The organism is Amycolatopsis dendrobii (assembly GCF_014145675.1).
GTDB lineage: Bacteria > Actinomycetota > Actinomycetes > Mycobacteriales > Pseudonocardiaceae > Amycolatopsis > Amycolatopsis dendrobii.
The window spans coordinates 411770-430519 of record NZ_JACGZW010000009.1 but is presented as its reverse complement, the minus strand read 5'-3'; the positions used below and the strand labels follow the sequence as shown (position 1 = coordinate 430519).

The window sequence follows — 18750 nt, the reverse complement described above, 5'->3', positions numbered from 1 at the left end:
ACGAGATGGTCTCCGAAGACGACGAGAACACTGAGGCCGTGCGCGCCTTGTTCGCGCAGGCGCCGGACGGCCCGCCCATGCGGGTCGACGCCGCCGACGTGATCGTCCGCGGTGCCGCCATCCGCCGGAAGCGCAAGCGCTGGGCGGTCGCGGGAAGCTCGGCCGCGACAATCGCGGTGCTCGTGGCGGCCGGTCTCGCGGTGGGCAGCCGCGCGACCGAGCAGCCGCCGGTCATGCCCGCCGGGCCGGGGCTCGCCACCGTCTCGCCCGCCCCGTCCAGTCCGGCCGGGCCGATGAAGACTCCGGCGGATCCGGCACCCGGCCCGGCGGTGAGCCCGGGCTCGCCGGACAAGCAACCGCCGACGGAGCCGGCTGCTCAGCGGACGGGAACGGCGCGGCCCGCGCAACCGCCGCGGGCGCATCCGACCACCAGCGAACGGGCGCCCGCATCCATGCGTTCACCTGCGGGAACCGCGTCGTTACCCAGCCCGACCTCCGGCTGAAACGCATTCGCGGCAAGAGTGGCCGACGTCACCAGATCAAGTGGGTTTTCGACGAAATATCCCAGGCTTCCGGGGCGATGTTCTCAGTGGCGGCCGGAGCGGCCGTCGAACCAGTCGCTCAGCCGGCACAGGATTGGCCGGCCCGACAACCTGAGGAGGAAGCACCATGGTGCTCGTTGCACTGATGATCGAAACCGTTGTTGCCGTCGTGGTCGCCGGTGGCCTGGCAGCTTGGGCCCGCAAGCGCTTCGCTCCGCAGGCGGTCGAGGCGACGCAGAACAGCTGACTTTAAACGAAAACCGCCCTCTGTCCTTAATGGACGGAGGGCGGTTTTCTTGTGAGTTCAGACGCTCACTTGCTGGCGCCGGCGAGCTTGCCGCCGGTGTCCGCGGTGTCGATCTCCTCGATCGGCACCCGTGCCGTTTCCGGGATCTTGATGATCGGGACCAGCGCGATGAGGGCCGCGATGATCAAGTAGTACGCCGGCCAGTCCGCGTTGCCGGTGCTGCCGATCAACGCCGTGACGATCACGCCGCAGGTGCCGCCGAACAGCGACGTCGAGATGTTGTAGCCGATCGCGAACGAGCCGTACCGCACGCGCGTCGGGAACATCGCCGGGAACGTCGAGCCGATCACCGCCAGCATCAGCGCCAGCAGGATCGCCACGACCAGGAAACCGACGATCAGCCACAGCAGGCTGCCGCTCTGCATCAGCTTGATGCTGGGCCAGCTCAGCACGATGAATCCGATGGCCGCGGTGAGCAGCAAGGGTTTCCGGCCGATCCGGTCCGACAGCGCGCCCAGCGGGATCAGCAGCGCGAACTGCACGATTTCCACCCCGATGATGATCAGGCTGGACTCGGTGTCGCCGATGTGCAGAGTGTCGGTGAAATACGTCGGCATCGTCGTGAGCAGCATGTAGTCGGCGATGTTCAGCAGCAGCACGATCCCGATCAGGTTCAGGATCATCCGCCAGTTGCGCTGGATGGTCTCCTTGAGCGGAGCCTTCTCCGACTTTTCGCCCGCCGCCTCGAGCCTGCGGAACTCCGGCGTGTCCTCGAGCTTCGACCGCAGGTACAGCCCGATCGCACCGATCGGAAGCGCGATGAAGAACGGAATCCGCCAGCCCCACGAGTCGAACTGCTCGGTCGAGAGCGACAGGTAAGTGATCAGCACGACCGAGTTGCCGAGCACGTAGCCGGCCAGCGTGCCCATCTCCAGGAACGAACCGAAGAAACCGCGCCGTTTCGTCGGCGCGTATTCCGCGATGAACGTCGCCGCACCGCCGTACTCGCCACCGGTGGAGAAGCCCTGAATGAGGCGCAGCAGCAAGATCGCGATCGGCGCCGCGATGCCCATGCTGTAGCCGCCTGAGTACGTCGGCAGCACGCCGACCAGGAAGGTGCAGCCGGACATCAGCAGAATGGTGAGCGCGAGAACCTTCTGCCTGCCGAGCTTGTCCCCCAACGGGCCGAAGAACGCTCCGCCGAACGGTCGTACGATGAAGCCGACTGCCAGCAGGGCAAGCGATTTCAGCACCGCGTTGCCCTCGCCGGGGAAGAACAGTGTCCCGATACTCGTCGCGATCGCGCCCGAGGTGAATACGCCGTAGTCGTACCACTCGGTCGCATTACCCATCGCGGACGCGATCACCGCGCGTTTGACTGTTCTCTGATCGACCTCGGGTTTCCCCGTCTTTGGCTCACTCATCCCGGCGGTGACCTCCTCCTGCACACGTCCCGGTCCATCCGTTGGAGCACATTTCCCCAGTCTTGACCCGTTGAACCAAGCTGGCAGGGTGAGTCGCGAAATTTCTACCGTGCGGAATTTTCCGACTACCCTGCGCTCAGGAAATGCGGCCGCGCCGGTCAGGGCGGGTGCCGGCGGGTCCTTCCGCCGGGTTAACGTCGTCCCATGAGTCCTGTTTCCGGCCCGTGGCCGCCGGTGCCGGTGGAGCCGCCGGAGATCCACCCGAAGGCCCCCGCCCCCGGCACCGAACTAGGCGCCCACTTCGCCGAATGCTTCGGCTGCGGCGACGAGGTGGACGACGGCCTGCACCTGCGCTCAGCCATCGGCGAGGGCTACACGGTGCACTCGAAGTTCACCGTGACCGCCGCACACCAGGGCGCCCCCGGACTCGCCCACGGCGGCCTGCTGGCCTGCGCCTTCGACGAGGCACTCGGCTCGACGGTCGGCAACCTGCTGCACCGCCCCGCGGTGACGGGCAAGCTGGAGACGGACTTCCGCCGCCCGGTGCCGGTCGGCTCGACGCTGTACATCGAGGCCCGCCTGGACGGAGTCGCCGGCCGGAAGATCTACGTGAGCGCGGACGGCCATCTGGACGCCGCGGACGGGCCCGTGGCGGTCAATGCCCGCGCGGTGTTCATCGCGGTGGGCTTCGAGCACTTCAGCACCCACGGCGACCCGCAGGCGCTGGAGAAGCTCGCCGAACAGCACCGGCGCAACAAGCGCGAGTGGGACATCAACCCCTGACCCTCGGCCGATCGGGCAGCCTAGAGCGCGTGAGGGCCACCCGGACAGCCGCAGATTCCCTTCACGCCCCTCCACCGACCGCGCGAGCCCCCTTCACGGGCGTGGATTCCCCAAGGGAGCCCTTCACGCCCCGCCCGCCCGGCACCCGCCGAGATGCGCCCCAATGTGGCATTGGGTGCGTCCCACGCACCGAACGCCACATTGGGTGCGTCACATGCACCCAATGCCACATTGGGGCGCAAGCCCCACCACCAAACCGCAGCCGCTGCACCCAGACCAGCGAGGCACCCAGCCCTCCCCCAACCCCGATACGAAGCCGCCCTGCGGTTCGGGGGTGCTTGTCAAGGCATCTTTCCCGCCTTGACAAGCACCCCCGAACCGTCAGCACAATGGGCCAACGGGGTGCCCCACGCAACCAAGGGCCCGATGTCGCCACCAGGCGACGAGCCGCTCAGGTAAGCGTCCGAGGTCGAATAGCGTTCGCCCGATCCACCAACGCAATCCGGTCACTAGCGTTATCCGTCAACCGAGCCAACGACCGATAACACCGCTCCAGACCAAACCGGACGTCCCGCTCCTCCAGCTCACACCCCAGCACCTTCGCCGAAGTGACCGGCTTAGCCTGCCCAGGCACCTTCAGCCAGTCGTAGGCCGCCTCCAGGACCTCCGCGCTCAGCCGCGTCTGCCGCTCCGCGTCCAGGTTGAGCCGCTGCAACCGCCCAGACGCATCAACCAGATCGCCCTCGGTAACAGTCGGGTGGTCACCGGTGCCGTTGCCCTGCGCGCGAGTCTTGATCTTGATCGCGGCGACCTGCGCGTCCACGTAGTGCGTCGAAGTGGCCGGCACCCCTTCGAGCACCTCAACCGCACTCTCCCGCGCGCCCTGCGCCAGATACACCCGAGCAAGCCCGAACGCCGCACTCACGTAAGTCCGGTCCGTCCGCCAAACCAGCTCGTAGAACCGAGCAGCACCGAAGTAGTCCCCGACGCCCTCGGCACTGACCGCCAACGCCAGCTTCGGCGCGATCTCGCCGGGCAGATCGTCGTAAACCGCGTCGAACGCCACATGCGCCACCCGCGGCCGGCCACCGGCCAGCTCGATCAACCCGCGATACCAGTCAATCCGCCAGTCATGCGGAAACCCGTGGCGGATCGCCAAATACTGCGCCGCCTGCAGCTGCCGCTGCGCCTCCACGAACTCGCCCAGCTCGATCCGGGCACGCACAATCCGCAGCCGCACCTCGATCGACTCACGCGGGGCGGTAGCCAGCGCCTCGATCGCCTCATGCGGATCAAGCGCAGTCGTCGTAGCGAGCACACCGGCAGCCGGGTCGTCCGTGTCGACCTGCGGAATCGGCAGCCCGGCAACCACCTCGGCAGCATCCGGCAGCGGCACCCGCTCGCCCTGCTCCGGCACCACCAGATGGACACCGAAAGTCCGGCTCTCCGGCCCGAACACCGTCGACGCGGCGGGCCGCGGCTGCCCAGTCCCCAGCGCCATGATCTCGCGCAGGACCCCGGTCAGCTGGTCCGCCATGTCGTCGGCAGCGATGAACCGCCGATCCGGATCAGCGTGCGTGGCCCGCTTCAGGAACCGGTAATACGACCCGAAAAGCGCGAACAACGGCACCGCGTCCGGACCGGGCAGCGTGTTCTTGAACTCGCGGGTGTAGCCGGCGAACTCGAAGCTCAGCACGGCCAGCGTCCGGCCGACGGTGTACAGGTCCGAGGACACCGACGCGCCCTGCGACGCCAGCTCGGGCGCGCTGTAGCCGGTGGTGAAGAACAGCGGGCTCTCGTAGTCGTCGATCCGGCGCACCGCGCCGAGGTCGATCAGCTTGAGCTGCTCGCGGGTCTGGATGACGTTGTCCGGCTTGAGGTCGCAGTAGAGCAGGCCCTGGCCGTGCAGGTAGCCGAGCGCGGGCAGGATCTCCAGGCCGTACGCGATGACCTGGCCGATCGGCAGCGGCTCCGGCCGGTTGCTTTCCCGGTGGTGCTGCAGCGCGAGCTGGCGCAGCGATTGGCCGCCGACGTACTCCATGACGATGTAGCCGACGGTGTTGCCGGTCTGCGCGTCCGGATGCTGCACGAAGTTGTGGATCTTGACGATGTTCGGGTGCTCGACCTCGGCGAGGAACCGCTGCTCGTTCGCCGCGGCGGCCATCGCGGTGGAGTCGCCGGTGTCGATCAGGCCCTTCAGCACGACCCAGCGGTCGGACACGTTGTGGTCCTTGGCCAGGTAGATCCAGCCGAGACCGCCGTAGGCGAGCGCGCCGAGCACCTCGTACTGGCCGCCGACGACCTCGTGCGCCTTCAGCTTCGCGACGAACGAGAACGGCGTGCCGCACTTCTCGCAGGTGCCCTCGGGCTCACCCGGCTGGCCGTCCTTGCCGCGGCCGACCTTCGCGCTGCAGTTGCCGCAGAACCGCTTGTCCTCGGCCACGACCGGGTTCGCCAGCACCGCGGTCGACGGATCACGGTACGGCACCGGCGGCACGTCGATGAGCCCCGCGCCGAGCCGTCCGCGCCGGGAGCGGCGGGTGCCGCGCGAGCCGGTGCGCCGGGAGGTGCCGGGGAACGAACCCGTGCCGGTGCCGGTACCGGTGCCTTGCGAGCCCTGCGAACCGTGGGTGCCGGTGCCGTGTCCCTCACTGCCTCCGGAGGGCAGGACGCTGTCCGTGCCGTGGTCGGGCAGCGGGCCGCCGTCGGCGGGGGCCACCCGCGGGGTCGGCGGCATGATGCTCTGGGTGTGCGGCGTCGGGCTGGCCAGCACGCTGGTCGGCATCGGCGCGGCCGGGTCGACCGGGGCGACCGGCTGGTTCGACTGCGGCAGGATCACCGGCGCGAGGTCGCCCGGCGGACGCGTGGGGGCGTCGCCGCCGTCAGCCGGGGGCTTGCCCTGTGCGGCGGCGCCCATCGGGATCGGACCGGAGTTCGGACCGGTGGCACGGTTCTCCGGCGGACGCGACGGGCGGTTCCCCTGCGCCTGCTGCGGACGGTTCGGCGGGACCGGCCGCTGTCCGGTGCGCGATTGCGGCGGATGCGGCTGGCCCTGCGACGGCGGCGCGGGCTGCGCCGGGTACGGCTGGCCTTGCGCCGGCGGCTGGCCCGGTGGCTGTCCCTGCGGACGGCCTTGCGGCGGCATCGGCTGGCCGCCGCGCGGAGCCGGACGGCCCTGCGTCCTCGGCTGCTGCCCAGCCTGCCCCGGCTGCGCGGGCTGGCCTGACGGTGCGGACTGCCCGGGCTGCGCGGCCTGGCCTGGCTGACCGCCCCGCTGCGCCTGCCCGGACTGAGCACCCTGCGGGCGCTGCACCGGAGCGTTGATCAACGTCTCGGCGTCCGGATCGGCCTGCGGGTTCAGCCGCCCGGACACCGATGGTTCCGGGGTGTCCCAGCGCACTGGCGGCGGCGGGGTCCACGAAGCGTCGGCCGCCTCGCCCCGCCCGGACGGCTGGTCCGCGGCCTTCGCCTCGTCGCCGTCCCCCTCCGGTGCTGCGTGCCGAGGACGGCGCGCCTCCTCCGACACAACTACCTCCCGAGCTCCCCGCGGCAAACCTGCCGCTCAAAAAGTACAACTCGCGCCGCGCTGGCGCCGCGAGACCGGCCAGGTCACCCGTATTGCGGGGACGGCGGGTTCGCCGGTCCCAGCCGGGCGCCGACCCAGTTCTGGTAACTGCTCGCCCAGGTGCCGTCGCCGCGGATCTTGTCCAGCACCGCGTTCACGAAGCGGACCAGGTCCTCCTCGTCCTTCGGGATCCCGACGCCGTAATTCTCCTGCGTCATCGGATCGCCCGCGACCTTCACCGTCGGGTCCTGCGCGGCCATGCCCGCCAGGATCGTGTCGTCGGTGGACACCGCGTCGACCTGGCCCTGCTGCAGCATCACCAGGCAGTCCGACCAGTTCGGCACCGACACCGCGACCGGTTTGGCCGGGTCGGTGGCGATCTTCGCGAGCGAGGTCGACTTCGCCGCCGCGCACACGCGCTTCCCGGCGAGGTCGGACAGCGACTGCGCGTTCGACGACTTCGGCACCAGGATCTTCTGCCCGGCCACGTAGTACACCGACGAGAACTGCACCTGCTTCCGGCGGGCGCAGGTGATGCTGTAGGTCCGGACCACCACGTCGACCTGGTGGTCCTTCAGCACGTTCTCCCGCTGCGACGACGTGATCGCCCGGTACTGCACGCGGCCGTCGGAACTGCCGAAAATCGCCTTGGCGATCTCGTTGACCAGGTCGATGTCGAAGCCCTCGAGCTTGCCGGTCTTCGGGTTCCGGAAGCCGAACAGATAGGTCGTCTGGTCGACGCCCGCGACGAGCTTCCCGCGTTGCTTGATCTTCTGCAGGCTCGGCCCGGAGGTGTCCAGACCATTCGGCGCGAGGCTGGCCAGCGGGTTGCAGCTGGTGTCGGAATCGCCGCCGGCCGCGGCGTCCGGGCCGCCGACACCCGCCGGGGCGGGCCAGGCCGCGTCTGTGACCGGCGCGGCCTCCATCGGCTGGTCCGCCGTCCCGCAGGCGGCGGCGAGAACCGCGACCACCGCGAGCACGGCAGTCCGGACGAAGTGCCGCGACCGGATCACCGGTACTCCCTCAGTCTCTCTCGCACGCCGACTGTGATGCCGCCCGCCGCGAGCACCGCCAGCACTCCGACGCCCGCCGCGAGCGCGGTGAGCGCGTTGTCGCCGGATCTGGTGCTGTCGAGGAATTCCTGGCGGCAGACGTCGATCGCGGCCTGGAGGTTCGTGTCGAGCCGGGCGAACGCGGCGGCGGCGCTGTTCGGGCTCACACTCGTCGCGAAGTCGACCGCTTCCTGGTACTGGCCGCCGTCGTCGAGGCGGCGGACCTGAAGGTGGGCCAGCGACCATTCGCGCGCGGCCTGTTCCGCCGCTTCGATCTTCTTCTCGCCCGCGGTGCCGGAGGCGAGGCCGCGCGCGTCACCGAGCAGACCGCCCTTGCCGTCGGCTCCGACGAGCTTCTCGGCCAGCTTGATGAACTGCTGCTCGTACGCGCCGCCGTCACCGCGCGCGACCAGCGTCAGGGTTTCGTCCGCGCGGGCCTGCAGCGCGTAGATCCGGGCGCGCACCAGGATGTCGACCTGCGACGTGCCGTCGGTGCGTCCAGTCGCGACGAGGCTGCCCTGCACGACGAGCGCGACCGCGCCCCACAGCAGCGACAGCACGATGCAGCCGGTGGCCACCAGCAGCCCGATGTTCAGCACCCGATTCGTCCGCCGGGTCAAGTAGATCTGCGCGGCCACGAGCGCCGCGAGGAGCGCGACGACCAGCGCGACCGCCACCCACGGCACGTCGCTGCTGCTGTCCTGCTCGTCGGTGAGCTTCTGCGTGTGCGCCTTGTAGAGCTCGTCCGCTGCGGGCAGGATCGTCGTGCGCATCAGCTGCGAGGCCTCGCGCAAATACGAAGCGCCGGACGGGAAACCCTGCCGGTTGTTCGCGCGCGCGGTCTCGACGATCCCGGTGTAGACCGGGACCTTCTGGTTCAGGATGTCCACCTGGTGGGCAGCGGTGCCGACGTCAGTGGTGTCGGACGCCGCGCGGGCGAGCGCGGATCCCGCTTCGGCGATGTCCTGCTCGTACCGCTTCCGCAGCGCGGGCGGTTCCGTGCCGACGGAAAGAAAAGCGCTCGCCGCGGTCGCGTCCGCGTCCGACAACGAGCGGAACACCTGCTGCGCGGCCGCCGCGAGAGGTTCGCGGTGGTCGATCAGGCCGTTGATGGTGTTGTCCTTGTCCTTCACCGACAACACGCCCACGAGCCCGGCCACCAGCGAAAGCAACACCAGCGCGACCGCGATCAGCGAAAGCTTGCCGGGCGTGGTGGTCGTGGATCTGACGACCGCGCGCACCGCCTGCCCGGGCAGATCCAGCAGCCCGGCGATTCCGCTGCGGCCCCGAAATTTCTCCGGTGGGGGCTCGGCAGTCGTTTCCGGCCGCGTCGCAGTGCTGCTCATCCCCGATCCTCCCCGTGTGCCACTCGCAGAAGGTAGCCGGTCGGGCAAGTCGCAGCGAACGACACCCGGAAGGTGTCACCTGCACGTGATCTCAGCCAGCGCACCGACCGTGGCTTCGGCCTTTCTCGCCGGTTCCGCTCGTAGCGGTACTGCGTAGCAACCCCTGGGTTGCCGCTTCGGCCATTGCCGCGCGTACGTCGACGCACCACGGGCCGTCGGCGCGCAGTTCGACGTACGCGCCTTCGCCGTTCTTCAGCTCCAGCTCGCGTTCTCCGTCTACCGCGATAACGCCGCCACCTGCGGCAAGGTCCACGCGTACGCCCGGACGCAGCACTCCCCAACCGCGTACGCCGACTGGACGCACCACACCAGGCGCGATCGCGGCGTGCACCACGTACGCGGAACTGTCGACCGGACCAAGCTGAAGCGCCACACCGTCCGCGCTGGAACGAGAGCTCGGACACAGCTGTCCGGCAATGCTCGACAGGCCAATGCCGTCCGGCTCGGCGAAGGTGCAGTACAGCTCAGTGAGCGCGGTGGGATCCCAGAGCGCCTTTGCGCCGACGTGCTTGTTCATCGAGACCGCGACGTCCACCAGCGCGATCTCGCGACGGTTCTTGGTGACGACTTCCAGCATGCTGACCCGCTGGGTGACGAGGTCGGCGTCGACCTGGCCGCTCGCGACCATCCCGGCGGCGAGCCCGGCCACCGTGGCCTCTCCGGCCTGCGGAAACGCGTTGTTGGTGCCAGTCGGCAACGCGAGCAGCGGCACGTCGCCACACGCCTTCGCGGCGACGCGGGCCGTGCCGTCGCCGCCGAGGCACACGATCACGCCGGCCCCGGCCTCGACCATCCGGCGCACCGCGTTGATGGTGTCTTGTGCGGTGCCGGTGAGCGTGTCCTCGTCGCAGAACTCCACCTGGGGCAGCGGGTCGCGGCCGAGGTCGCGCAGCACGGCGGCGGAGATGCCGCCGAGGTCAGTGGACAACAGCGCACGCTCGACGCCGGTCACCGCGAACGCCGACAGCAGCCGGCGCACCAGGTTGGCCTTCTCCTCGACCGGGACGGCCGACGCCTGCGTGACGAGTCTTCGGATGTCCTGACCGGACGCCGGGTTCGCCACTATCCCCGCAACGACTTCCCCCATCGAGCATCCCCTCAGTCCACTCCGCCAGGGGACCAGCACACGCGTCCGGCCGCGCGGAGGAAAGGGTTGCACGGACGTTGCATCGGCCGTGCCTCCACGCCGGCCAGAGCCTACCCTGGGTTCTCGCGCGGCTACCCGTCGTTCAAACGAGAGACGCAAGCCCTTCGTAGGTGTATCCGGCTTCTTCGACCGCGGCGCGGACGGCGGTCTCGTCGAGGGCTTCGGCGCTGCGGACCGTCACGTGCCCGGTTTCGACGTCGACCGTCACGTTCTCGACCCCGGGCACCTCGGTCAGTTCCTCGGTGACCGACTGCGCGCAGTGGCCGCAGGACATGCCGGTGACGAGGTAGGTGTTTTCGCTCATGCCAGCGAGCCTACGAGCACCCGGAGGGTCCACGATCGGGTGATCCACAATGGCCGGTCCGGCATAAAAAGCATTGTCCGGCAAGACAATCCGCATCGTGAGACGGACGCGCCGGGGCAGAGACGAAAGAAGCCACCACCCCCGCAACCGGGAGTGGTGGCGACTTAGCGATTAGACGTAGGTCAGATCACGCTGACCGACGTGGCCTGCGGGCCCTTCTGGCCCTGGCCGATCTCGAACTGCACGCGAGCGTTCTCCTCGAGGGTACGGAAACCGTTGCCCTGGATCTCGCTGTAGTGCACGAAGACGTCGCCGCCGCCGTTGTCGGGAGTGATGAAGCCGAACCCCTTCTCGGAGTTGAACCACTTCACGGTGCCCTCAGTCATCTAAACAATCTCCATACATAACACCAAAACAGGAAGCCGACCGACGTCCTGGGCCCAGACACGGGCGAGATGTGTTCCTCGACGAGGAGACCCACGCCCGCTGAGTTCTGCGAGCGTGCTTTACCACGAACACAAAAATCGAGACCATCGAAAGTAAAGCACAGCGGAGCGGGCCCGGACAAGCCGACTCACCCCAGTTCGCGAGGCCGGGTCACTCCCCGCTGGCGTGGCGGAGCGGCGCACCGAACGGCGACCGCCAGTCGGCGCCCTGATCAGGCGCGACCACGGCTACGTCGTGAGCCTCCGCACTGGCGCTGAACAGCACCGGAACCACTCCGGACCGGGTCTGGGCAGGCACCTCGACGGCCTGGCCCTGTTCCGGCTCCTCGCGCACTACCGACACCAGCGCACCGGCCCGCGCGGACCGGGCCCGGCCGCGAGCCGTCGCCGCGGCGGTACGGGATTTCCCGTCCTTTTCGTCGGCCATGACGAACTCCCCTCGTTCCTTCCCCGCGGCAAGCGGGGCGATGACCGCGATGGTGCCATCCGGCACCGACAAAATCCGGCCGAAACCGGTTGTCCCCACCCCTGAAACGCGCCGAACGGCCGCGAACCGAGCCGGGGAACGTGTCCACCCGGGAATTTCCCCAACCGAACGCCTGCCGAACCTCGCCGGGCGAACCGGGTCCGGATGCCGAACCCCGGGAACAAAGTCAGGTTACCTGAGCCGACCCCCGTCAGCTACCGAACATTCCCGGCGTTTCCTTGTGTTCTCAGGAAGATTTCAGGTCCCGGACGGACGCGGGGCTCCGAGAAGCGTGCTCAGCCGCACGTCGGGGGTCACGACGTCCGGGTCCGTCCGGACGTCGATCACGCACGGCCGCTGCCGGACGAGCGCGCTCGCGATGATCGGTTCGAGCCGCTCGCGATCGTCCACCGTGTACCCAGCCGCGCCGAGCCCGCGCGCCCACGACGCGAAGTCAGTCAGCGGGATGGTCACTCCGGACAGCCGTCCGTGCGTACGCGCCTGATGCATCGCGAGCGGACCGTGCAAGCCGTTCTGGAACACGACCACCATCACGGGCGCGCGGTAACGCACAGCAGTCTCGATCTCTTGCCCTGTCATGAGCGTGCCCGCGTCGCCGACCATCGCGACCACAGCGCGCCGCGGTTCGGCGAGCTTGGCCGCTACAGCCGCAGGCACCGCGTACCCCATCGCGGCGTTGCTCGGACCGAGTTGGCTGCGCGGAGCGGTGAAGCACCAGTAGCGGTGCATGAACTGCGCGAAGTTGCCAGCGTCACTGGTGACGATGGTGTCCTCGGGCGCGAGCTTTCGCAGCGCGCGCACAACGTCGACCGGATGTACGCGCGTGTTGTTGCTTGTGTTCGGCGGTGTCATGAAGGTGTGTACGGCAGCGTTCGCGGCCGACGCTCTGCGCGTACGCGGCGAAGCGATCGCGCGCAGCTCCTTCAGGAACGGCTCGACCTCAGTGTCCACACGGAACGTCAGGCCGCGACGGCGCTGTTCGTCGATGCCAGTGCCGACAAGGACAAGCGTCTGCTGCGGAGTCGGATAGCGGAACCCCTGCGTCGTGACTTCGTCGAGTTGAGTGCCGAGCGCGAGCACGAGGTCGGCTCGTTCGAGCGCGTCCAGCTGGCGCGCGGGGATGCCGAGGCCGAGATGTCCGGCGTAGCGCGCGTGGTTCTCCGGGAACGCGTCCTGGCGGCGGAAAGCGTTGTACACCGGCAGCGCCAGCTCGTCGGCCACTGCGATCAGCTCGTCCCGCGCCGACCGCGCGCGCCCGCCGACGATGACCACCGGATAGCGCGCTTCGTCCACCAGCCCGGCTACCGCTTCCGCCGAACGGCCCAGAGTTCCGGTGGCGGGCGGGCGAACCTTCGCCACCGGTTTGGCCGAGTCGTAGGGGACGCCCCACGCGTCGCTCGGCACGCCGATCACGACCGGGCCCGGCCGTCCTTCGCGGCATCGCGCGAGACCTTCGGCGAGCAGATGCGGCACATCGTCGGGGTCGTCGGCGCGGACGACCCATTTGGCGATCGATTCGAACATCCCGGTCGAATCGGACGCCGGGACCTCGCCGGTGAGCACCGGGTCGAGCGCGGGGGTTTCGAGCAGCACCACCATCGGCGTCTCGTCCTGATACGCCGTCTGCACGCCCATGACCAGCGCGGCGGCGCTCGGACCGCGGCTGGAGAGCAGCACCGCGGGGCGTTCGGTGAGCTTGCCCTCGGCCTCGGCCATGAAGGCGGCGCCCGAATCGTGGCGGGCCGAAACGAGCGTCACATCGCGCTCGCGGCGCAGCGCGTCGAGCAATTCCAGGAACGACTCGCCGACGACCGCGTACACCCGGCGAACCCGGGCCTCGTTCAAGACGCGTACGGCCGTTTGCGCGACGGTGGTTCCCACTTGGTATCTAATGAGGAGAGCTTAGGGCGGCACCGTGAACCGGCGTCAAGTGATCTTGAACAACTCGCCGCGGGATTGTGCCAATTGCCGGATAGGGCTGCCCACCAGTTGGGAGGACGCCGTCGTGACATCCGCCGAACATGAGACTGTTTTCACTTATGGGGCCCCGGCGCTCAAATACGGAACCGGGGCGAGCGACGAGATCGGATACGATCTTGCCCAGTTCGGCGCCCGTCGCGTCCTCGTGGTGACCGACCCGGTCGTCGCGGCGACCGGATGGCCGGAGCGGATCGCCGAGGGCATCCGCGGCTACGGGATCGCGGCCGAAACCTTCGACGGCGTGCACGTCGAGCCCACCGACGTCAGCATGCAGAAGGCGGTGGACTTCGCCCGCGGCACCGGTCCGTACGACGCGTTCGTGGCGGTCGGCGGCGGATCCAGCATCGACACCGCGAAGGCCGCCAACCTGCTGACCAGCAACGACGGCGAACTGATGGACTACGTCAACGCGCCAGTCGGCGGCGGCCGCGCGCCGGCGAATCCGCTGAAGCCGCTGGTGGCGGTGCCGACGACGACCGGAACCGGGTCCGAAAGCACCACGGTCTGCGTGCTGGACGTGCTGTCGCTGCGGGTGAAGAGCGGGATCAGCCACCTGCGGCTGCGTCCGACGCTCGCGGTCGTGGACCCGCGGCTCACGGTCAGCCAGCCCGCCGGGGTCACCGCGGCGAGCGGGATGGACATCCTGTGCCACGCCGCGGAGAGCTACACCGCCAAGCCCTACACCGAGTTCGGCCGCAAACGGCCCGAGGAGCGGGTGCCGTACTGCGGGGCGAACCCGCTCGCGGACATGTTCGCGGAGAAGTCGCTGCAACTGCTGTCGTGGGCACTGCCCGCCGCGGTGCGCAACGGCGAGGACATGGCCGCGCGCGAGGCGATGGCGCTGGCCGCGACGTTCGCCGGACTCGGCTTCGGCAACGCCGGCGTGCACATCCCGCACGCCAACGCGTACCCGATCGCCGGGCAGGTGCGGGATTTCCACCCCGACGGCTATCCCGGCGAGGAGGCGATGGTGCCGCACGGCATGGCCGTCTCGCTCACCGCGCCCGCCGCGTTCCGGTTCACCTTCGCCGCGAACCCGGAACGCCACCAGCGCGTCGCCCGGCTGCTGGCCCCGGATTTCGAATGGTCCGGCGACTTCGCCGACCACCTGCCCGCCGTGCTGACCATGCTGATGCGCGAGATCGGCCTGCCCGCCGGCATCGGCGCGGTCGGCTACCGTGAATCCGATGTGGACTCTCTTGTCGAGGGGACCCTGAAGCAGCAACGATTGCTGGCCACCGCGCCGCGCACACCGTCCGAAGAGGACCTGTCGGGCATTCTGCGTGATTCGGTGCAGCTGTGGTGAGCTATCCGCACTGGCAGACGGTTCCGTTGCGCTGGAAGGACAACGACGTCTACGGCCACGTGAACAACGTGGTGCATTACTCGCTGATGGACACCGTCATCAACACCTGGTTGATCGAGCGGGGCGGACTTGACATCGAGTCTGGGCCGGTGATCGGGCTGTGCGTGGAATCGCGTTGCGCTTACCACGCTTCGGTTTCGTTCCCGGACACGCTGCGGATCGGCTTGCGGGTGGCGCACCTCGGGCGGTCGAGCGTGCGGTACGAGATCGGGATGTACACGGCGTCGGAGATCTTGGTAGCGGAAGGCCATTTCGTGCACGTGTTCGTGGACCGCGAGTCGCGGCGGCCAGTGGAAGTGACCGGGAAGCTGCGGGAATCGCTCGCGGAACTGGCGGTGTGATCACGCCGGACCGGCCGCGCGCAACGCCCGGCCGCCGAGTTCGCGCAGGTGCTCCGCCAGCTCCGGCGGTTCGTGCACCTCGAACTCGCGGCCGAGGCCGGTCAGCCGGAACGCCAGCCACTCCAGGGTGTCGGCCGGGCTGACGACGCGGCAGGTTCGCTCGTCCACCGCGGTCACTTCGCTTGCCGCGCCCCAAATCCGAGCCACCTCGTCCGCCGGCGCGTGCACGGTGACCACCGCGCGATGCGTCGGACGGGACGTGTGCAGCTTCTTGGTCACGTACTCCGCCGGATCCTTGGCAGGCAGGTCTCGCGCTGCGAACCGGGTCCCGATGGCCTGTGGTTTCTCTATGCGATCGACGCGGAAGACCCGCCAGTCGTCGCGGTCGCCGTCGAACGCCAGCAGGTACCAGCGACGGCCGGACGACACCAGATGATGCGGCTCGACCAGCCTTTTCGTCGCCGTGCCGTCGTTGGCGAGATAGCCGAACCGCAGCCGCTCGCGGTTGGCGATCGCCGTGGCCAGCAGCGTGAGCGCTTCCGGATTCACGCGCGGCCCGTCGTTCAGCGGCAACGGCACCGTCGCACTGCTCACCACGCTCACCCGCCGCCGCAGCCGAGACGGCAAGACCCTCTCCAGCTTCGCGAGCGCCCGCACCGACGCCTCGTCGATCCCGGTCACCGCGTGCCCAGACGCCATCCGCAACCCGACCGCGATCGCGACCGCTTCCTCGTCATCCAGCAGCAACGGCGGCATCGCACTGCCCGCGACCAGGCGATATCCGCCTTCCGCACCCATCGTCGCCTCGACCGGATACCCGAGTTCCCGCAGCCGCTCGATGTCCCGGCGAACCGTGCGGCCCTCGACGCCAAGCCGCTCCGCCAGCTCGCTGCCCGGCCACTGCCTCGGCGTCTGCAACAGGGACAGCAACCACAACAACCGTGCCGCACTCATGATCTAGGACCATATCTGACCTATATGGTGTCTAACGTCCTCTGTCATGAACATTCGCCCGTTCCGCATCGACATCTCCGACGCCGCCATCGCCGACCTGCGCGCCCGGCTCACGCAAACCCGCTGGCCGTCCCCGCTGCCCGGCGACGGCTGGGAACGCGGCGTCCCGGTCGACTGGCTGCGCGAGGTCGCGTCCTACTGGGCGACCGGCTATGACTGGCGCGCCCACGAGGCCAGGTTGAACGAATTCCCGCAGTTCCACACCGAAATCGACGGCGTAGACCTGCACTTCCTGCACATCCCGTCCGCCGCGCCGGACGCCACGCCCCTGTTGCTGACGCACGGCTGGCCGAACTCCTTCGTCGAGTTCGCGGACCTGATCGAGCACCTTGCAGACTTCCACGTCGTCGCCCCTTCGCTGCCCGGTTTCGGCTTCTCCTCCGCCCCCGGCCCGGGCTGGGACGCCTCCCGGGTGGCCCGCGCGTGGGCCGAATTGATGCGCCGCCTGAACTACCGCGACTACGTCGTCCAAGGCGGCGATTACGGCGCATACGTGGCCCCCGAAGTCGCCCGGGTCGGTCCGGTGCTGGGCGTCTACCTCACCGCTGGCCTGGGGATTCCCACTGACGCCGACCTGCCCGACCTCGATTCGGCCGAACGGGCCGCGTTCGCCGAGATGATGTCCCAAGACTGGATGAACGGCGTCGACCACCACGCCCTCCTGCGCACCGCGCCGCAGACGTTCGCCTACGGCTGGAACGACTCCCCCGTGGCCGCGCTGGCGTGGATGGCGCAGAAGTTCCACGAGTTCAACGCCGGCGGGCGAGGGCTGGACGAGATGCTGGACGCGTTCCTGACGAACCTGAGCGTGTACTGGTTCACGGAGACCTTCGGGACTTCGTCGTGGTCGTTCTACTCAAGTGCCGGGTTCGCCTGGCCGCGGGGACAGAAAGAGGCGCCGACCGGGGTGTACAGCGGGGTGCCGGGGATCCGTCGGCTGGCTGAGCGGGAGTCGGAGATCGTCCACTGGCCTGTCGACAATCCGGCCGGGCACCACTTCATCGCGATGGACCAGCCGGAGGCTTATGCCGCGGACCTCGTTCGGTTCACGTCTCGACTCCGCTCGCCGCGGTGAGGCCGGGGTGGGTACCCACCCCGGCGAGGGGCCGGGTACCGCCCGCTAGACTGAGCGCGCGGGCCGTTAGCTCAATTGGTAGAGCTGCGGACTTTTAATCCGTAGGTTCTGGGTTCGAGCCCCAGGCGGCCCACCAAACTCCCAGGTCAGCGGCTATCCGGTTGCGACCGAGCAAGATCAGCTCCCCGGTTTATCCCCGGTTTTGGGCTGGGACGGATTATCCAGCAGCCCTTCCAGGGCCAGCGCCGTGACCGGATCGACGGCCTTCCGCTCCAGGTAGTTGTCCTGCGTCATCGACACCCGCGAGTGGCCGAGGTGGTCCGCGATCAACCGGGTCGGGATGCCCGCGTCGTCCATCGCGGTCGCCGTCGTCTTCCGGAAGTTGTGCGACGTCAGCCAGATGAAGTCATCGCCACCGCGGATCTCCCGGATGACCCGCAGGACGTTGTTCGGGTCCCGGAGCCCGCCGACCGTGCTGGCGAACACCGGACTCGCCAGCGACCGGCCGTCTTTCCGCGCCTCAGCCCACCGCCGCTTCAACAGCGCCAACGCCCACGACGGCAACGGAAGCGCACGCAGGCTGGACTCCGTTTTCGGCCGAGGCTTCCGAAGCAGCCCTTCGCCCTTGACCCGGACCACCGTGTGCGTGACATCGACCGTCCCCGCCACGAAGTCGATGTCCTCCCAATACGTCGCCAACGCCTCGCCGACCCGGACACCCGCCGCCATCATGAAGCGCGACAGATCCGGCAGGTCCCAGCGCCGCGCCTTCTCGTTGGCCTCGACCCGAGCCAGCCACTTCGTACGCTCTTCCGCGTCCAGAGCGCGCGGCTTCTTCTTGCTCTTCGGGATACGTCGGGTGTCCCGCGTCGGATTGCTGTCGACCGCGTCGTACCGCGCGGCGAGGCCGAGCATCCCTGACAACGCCGTCCTCGCGGTCTTGGCCGTCGATGGCCCGATCGTCGACTGGAGAGCGCCGAGAAACCGGTCCAGCCGCATCACCGTCGCCTCACGCACCCGCAACTCCCCCACGCCCGGCTTCACGTGGCGCGTCAGAATGGACTCGTACGTCGTGGCCGTCGTCGGCGATTTGGTGCCCTCTCTGACGTCCTTGCGGATCTGCTCCATCCACACGTCGGCGAGATCCTTCAACTTGGTTTCCCGGGTGATCTCGCCCGTGGTCGACCCGGTCCAGTCCTTGAATGTGTCCCGAAGCCGTTGCGCTGCTTTGCCTTTCGTCTTCCCCGACCGCTCGACCTCACGCGTCTTGCCGTCGAAGTCGCGGAAGAGAGCACGCGCGCGGTAGCCGGTCGGAATTGCCGAATAGCGGATCTCGCCGTACGTCCCTATCTCCAGCTGCGGGCGAGGCATCAGGCGACCTCGTCCGAGAGCTTGTCGACCCACGAACTGACGTCCTGCGGCCGATAACGGATGTACTTGCCGACCCTCCGACCGGCAGGGCCGTAACCCTTTGTCCGCCACTGGTACAGCGTCGAGACCGGGACGCCGAGGAACTCCGAGACATCCTCAACCGTCCACAAGCGACTGAATTGCACGTAGTTGTCCATCAG

The 18750-nt window shown here is 68.8% G+C and carries 17 protein-coding genes and 1 tRNA gene; 6 read left to right on the top strand and 12 right to left on the bottom strand.

What is annotated here, in order from left to right:
* Positions 1-5 precede the first annotated feature (5 nt).
* Positions 6-503, top strand: coding sequence for a hypothetical protein (locus tag H4281_RS27825; RefSeq protein WP_182893854.1), 498 nt, complete (start codon positions 6-8; stop codon positions 501-503).
* Between the two features lie 351 nt (positions 504-854).
* Here the strand turns inward: H4281_RS27825 and H4281_RS27820 are convergent, their stop codons facing one another.
* A complete protein-coding gene (locus tag H4281_RS27820) occupies positions 855-2213 on the bottom strand; it encodes an MFS transporter (RefSeq protein ID WP_182893853.1) in 1359 nt (452 codons plus the stop codon).
* Between the two features lie 204 nt (positions 2214-2417).
* On the opposite strand from H4281_RS27820, the gene H4281_RS27815 reads away from it, so the two are divergent.
* Positions 2418-2996, top strand: coding sequence for a PaaI family thioesterase (locus tag H4281_RS27815; RefSeq protein WP_182893852.1), 579 nt, complete (start codon positions 2418-2420; stop codon positions 2994-2996).
* A 451-nt stretch (positions 2997-3447) separates the two neighbouring features.
* On the opposite strand, the gene H4281_RS27810 is transcribed toward H4281_RS27815, so the two are convergent.
* The 8 genes from H4281_RS27810 to H4281_RS27775 all read right to left on the bottom strand — a co-directional run bounded on the left by H4281_RS27810 (position 3448) and on the right by H4281_RS27775 (position 13284).
* Positions 3448-5913: a tetratricopeptide repeat protein gene (locus tag H4281_RS27810; RefSeq protein ID WP_182893943.1), complete on the bottom strand. Its 2466-nt coding sequence runs from the start codon at positions 5911-5913 to the stop codon at positions 3448-3450.
* A gap of 692 nt (positions 5914-6605) precedes the next feature.
* Complete coding sequence (locus tag H4281_RS27805; protein ID WP_512698999.1) at positions 6606-7574, bottom strand: glutamate ABC transporter substrate-binding protein; 969 nt, start codon at positions 7572-7574, stop codon at positions 6606-6608.
* Complete coding sequence (locus H4281_RS27800) at positions 7571-8959, bottom strand: GlnX family signal transduction membrane protein (protein ID WP_182893851.1); 1389 nt, start codon at positions 8957-8959, stop codon at positions 7571-7573. The genes H4281_RS27805 and H4281_RS27800 overlap by 4 nt, the downstream gene beginning before the upstream one ends.
* A 91-nt stretch (positions 8960-9050) precedes the next feature.
* Positions 9051-10106: an ATP-NAD kinase family protein gene (locus tag H4281_RS27795; RefSeq protein ID WP_182893850.1), complete on the bottom strand. Its 1056-nt coding sequence runs from the start codon at positions 10104-10106 to the stop codon at positions 9051-9053.
* Between the two features lie 142 nt (positions 10107-10248).
* Positions 10249-10470, bottom strand: coding sequence for a heavy-metal-associated domain-containing protein (locus H4281_RS27790; protein WP_009071751.1), 222 nt, complete (start codon positions 10468-10470; stop codon positions 10249-10251).
* A gap of 182 nt (positions 10471-10652) precedes the next feature.
* Positions 10653-10856, bottom strand: coding sequence for a cold-shock protein (locus H4281_RS27785; protein ID WP_037365521.1), 204 nt, complete (start codon positions 10854-10856; stop codon positions 10653-10655).
* A 211-nt stretch (positions 10857-11067) separates the two neighbouring features.
* The gene (locus tag H4281_RS27780; RefSeq protein ID WP_037807433.1) at positions 11068-11409 is read right to left on the bottom strand and encodes a hypothetical protein; all 342 of its coding nucleotides are present in this window, start codon (positions 11407-11409) and stop codon (positions 11068-11070) included.
* Between the two features lie 231 nt (positions 11410-11640).
* The gene (locus tag H4281_RS27775; protein WP_182893849.1) at positions 11641-13284 is read right to left on the bottom strand and encodes a thiamine pyrophosphate-binding protein; all 1644 of its coding nucleotides are present in this window, start codon (positions 13282-13284) and stop codon (positions 11641-11643) included.
* 124 nt (positions 13285-13408) lie between these two features.
* Here H4281_RS27775 and H4281_RS27770 point away from each other — a divergent pair, with 124 nt between their 5' ends.
* Both H4281_RS27770 and H4281_RS27765 read left to right on the top strand, forming a co-directional pair.
* Entirely contained in the window at positions 13409-14689 is a 1281-nt protein-coding gene (locus H4281_RS27770; RefSeq protein ID WP_182893848.1) for a hydroxyacid-oxoacid transhydrogenase, read from the top strand.
* Entirely contained in the window at positions 14683-15090 is a 408-nt protein-coding gene (locus H4281_RS27765; RefSeq protein WP_182893847.1) for an acyl-CoA thioesterase, read from the top strand. Before H4281_RS27770 ends, H4281_RS27765 begins: the two co-directional genes overlap by 7 nt.
* On the opposite strand, the gene H4281_RS27760 is transcribed toward H4281_RS27765, so the two are convergent.
* Positions 15091-16044 carry a helix-turn-helix transcriptional regulator gene (locus H4281_RS27760; RefSeq protein ID WP_182893846.1) on the bottom strand — a complete coding sequence of 318 codons (954 nt, stop codon included), beginning with the start codon at positions 16042-16044 and terminating at the stop codon, positions 15091-15093.
* A 46-nt stretch (positions 16045-16090) separates the two neighbouring features.
* Between H4281_RS27760 and H4281_RS27755 the strand changes: the two genes are divergently transcribed.
* Positions 16091-17179: an epoxide hydrolase family protein gene (locus tag H4281_RS27755; protein ID WP_182893845.1), complete on the top strand. Its 1089-nt coding sequence runs from the start codon at positions 16091-16093 to the stop codon at positions 17177-17179.
* Between the two features lie 60 nt (positions 17180-17239).
* A tRNA-Lys gene (locus H4281_RS27750) sits at positions 17240-17315 on the top strand.
* Between the two features lie 41 nt (positions 17316-17356).
* Here the strand turns inward: H4281_RS27750 and H4281_RS27745 are convergent.
* Positions 17357-18550 (bottom strand): site-specific integrase, encoded by a 1194-nt coding sequence (locus H4281_RS27745; RefSeq protein WP_182893844.1) that lies wholly within the window; start codon positions 18548-18550, stop codon positions 17357-17359.
* A complete protein-coding gene (locus H4281_RS27740; RefSeq protein ID WP_182893843.1) occupies positions 18550-18747 on the bottom strand; it encodes a helix-turn-helix transcriptional regulator in 198 nt (65 codons plus the stop codon). The genes H4281_RS27745 and H4281_RS27740 overlap by 1 nt, the downstream gene beginning before the upstream one ends.
* Positions 18748-18750: the final 3 nt, after the last annotated feature.

Bases quoted from the DNA above. Each gene is read 5' to 3' on its own strand.
- H4281_RS27825 (WP_182893854.1), top strand. From the start codon at position 6: ATGGTCTCCGAAGACGACGAGAACACTGAGGCCGTGCGCGCCTTGTTC.
- H4281_RS27820 (WP_182893853.1), bottom strand. From the start codon at position 2,213: ATGAGTGAGCCAAAGACGGGGAAACCCGAGGTCGATCAGAGAACAGTC.
- H4281_RS27815 (WP_182893852.1), top strand. From the start codon at position 2,418: ATGAGTCCTGTTTCCGGCCCGTGGCCGCCGGTGCCGGTGGAGCCGCCG.
- H4281_RS27810 (WP_182893943.1), bottom strand. From the start codon at position 5,913: ATGGGCGCCGCCGCACAGGGCAAGCCCCCGGCTGACGGCGGCGACGCC.
- H4281_RS27800 (WP_182893851.1), bottom strand. From the start codon at position 8,959: ATGAGCAGCACTGCGACGCGGCCGGAAACGACTGCCGAGCCCCCACCG.
- H4281_RS27795 (WP_182893850.1), bottom strand. From the start codon at position 10,106: ATGGGGGAAGTCGTTGCGGGGATAGTGGCGAACCCGGCGTCCGGTCAG.
- H4281_RS27790 (WP_009071751.1), bottom strand. From the start codon at position 10,470: ATGAGCGAAAACACCTACCTCGTCACCGGCATGTCCTGCGGCCACTGC.
- H4281_RS27785 (WP_037365521.1), bottom strand. From the start codon at position 10,856: ATGACTGAGGGCACCGTGAAGTGGTTCAACTCCGAGAAGGGGTTCGGC.
- H4281_RS27760 (WP_182893846.1), bottom strand. From the start codon at position 16,044: ATGAGTGCGGCACGGTTGTTGTGGTTGCTGTCCCTGTTGCAGACGCCG.
- H4281_RS27755 (WP_182893845.1), top strand. From the start codon at position 16,091: ATGAACATTCGCCCGTTCCGCATCGACATCTCCGACGCCGCCATCGCC.
- H4281_RS27745 (WP_182893844.1), bottom strand. From the start codon at position 18,550: ATGCCTCGCCCGCAGCTGGAGATAGGGACGTACGGCGAGATCCGCTAT.
- H4281_RS27740 (WP_182893843.1), bottom strand. From the start codon at position 18,747: ATGGACAACTACGTGCAATTCAGTCGCTTGTGGACGGTTGAGGATGTC.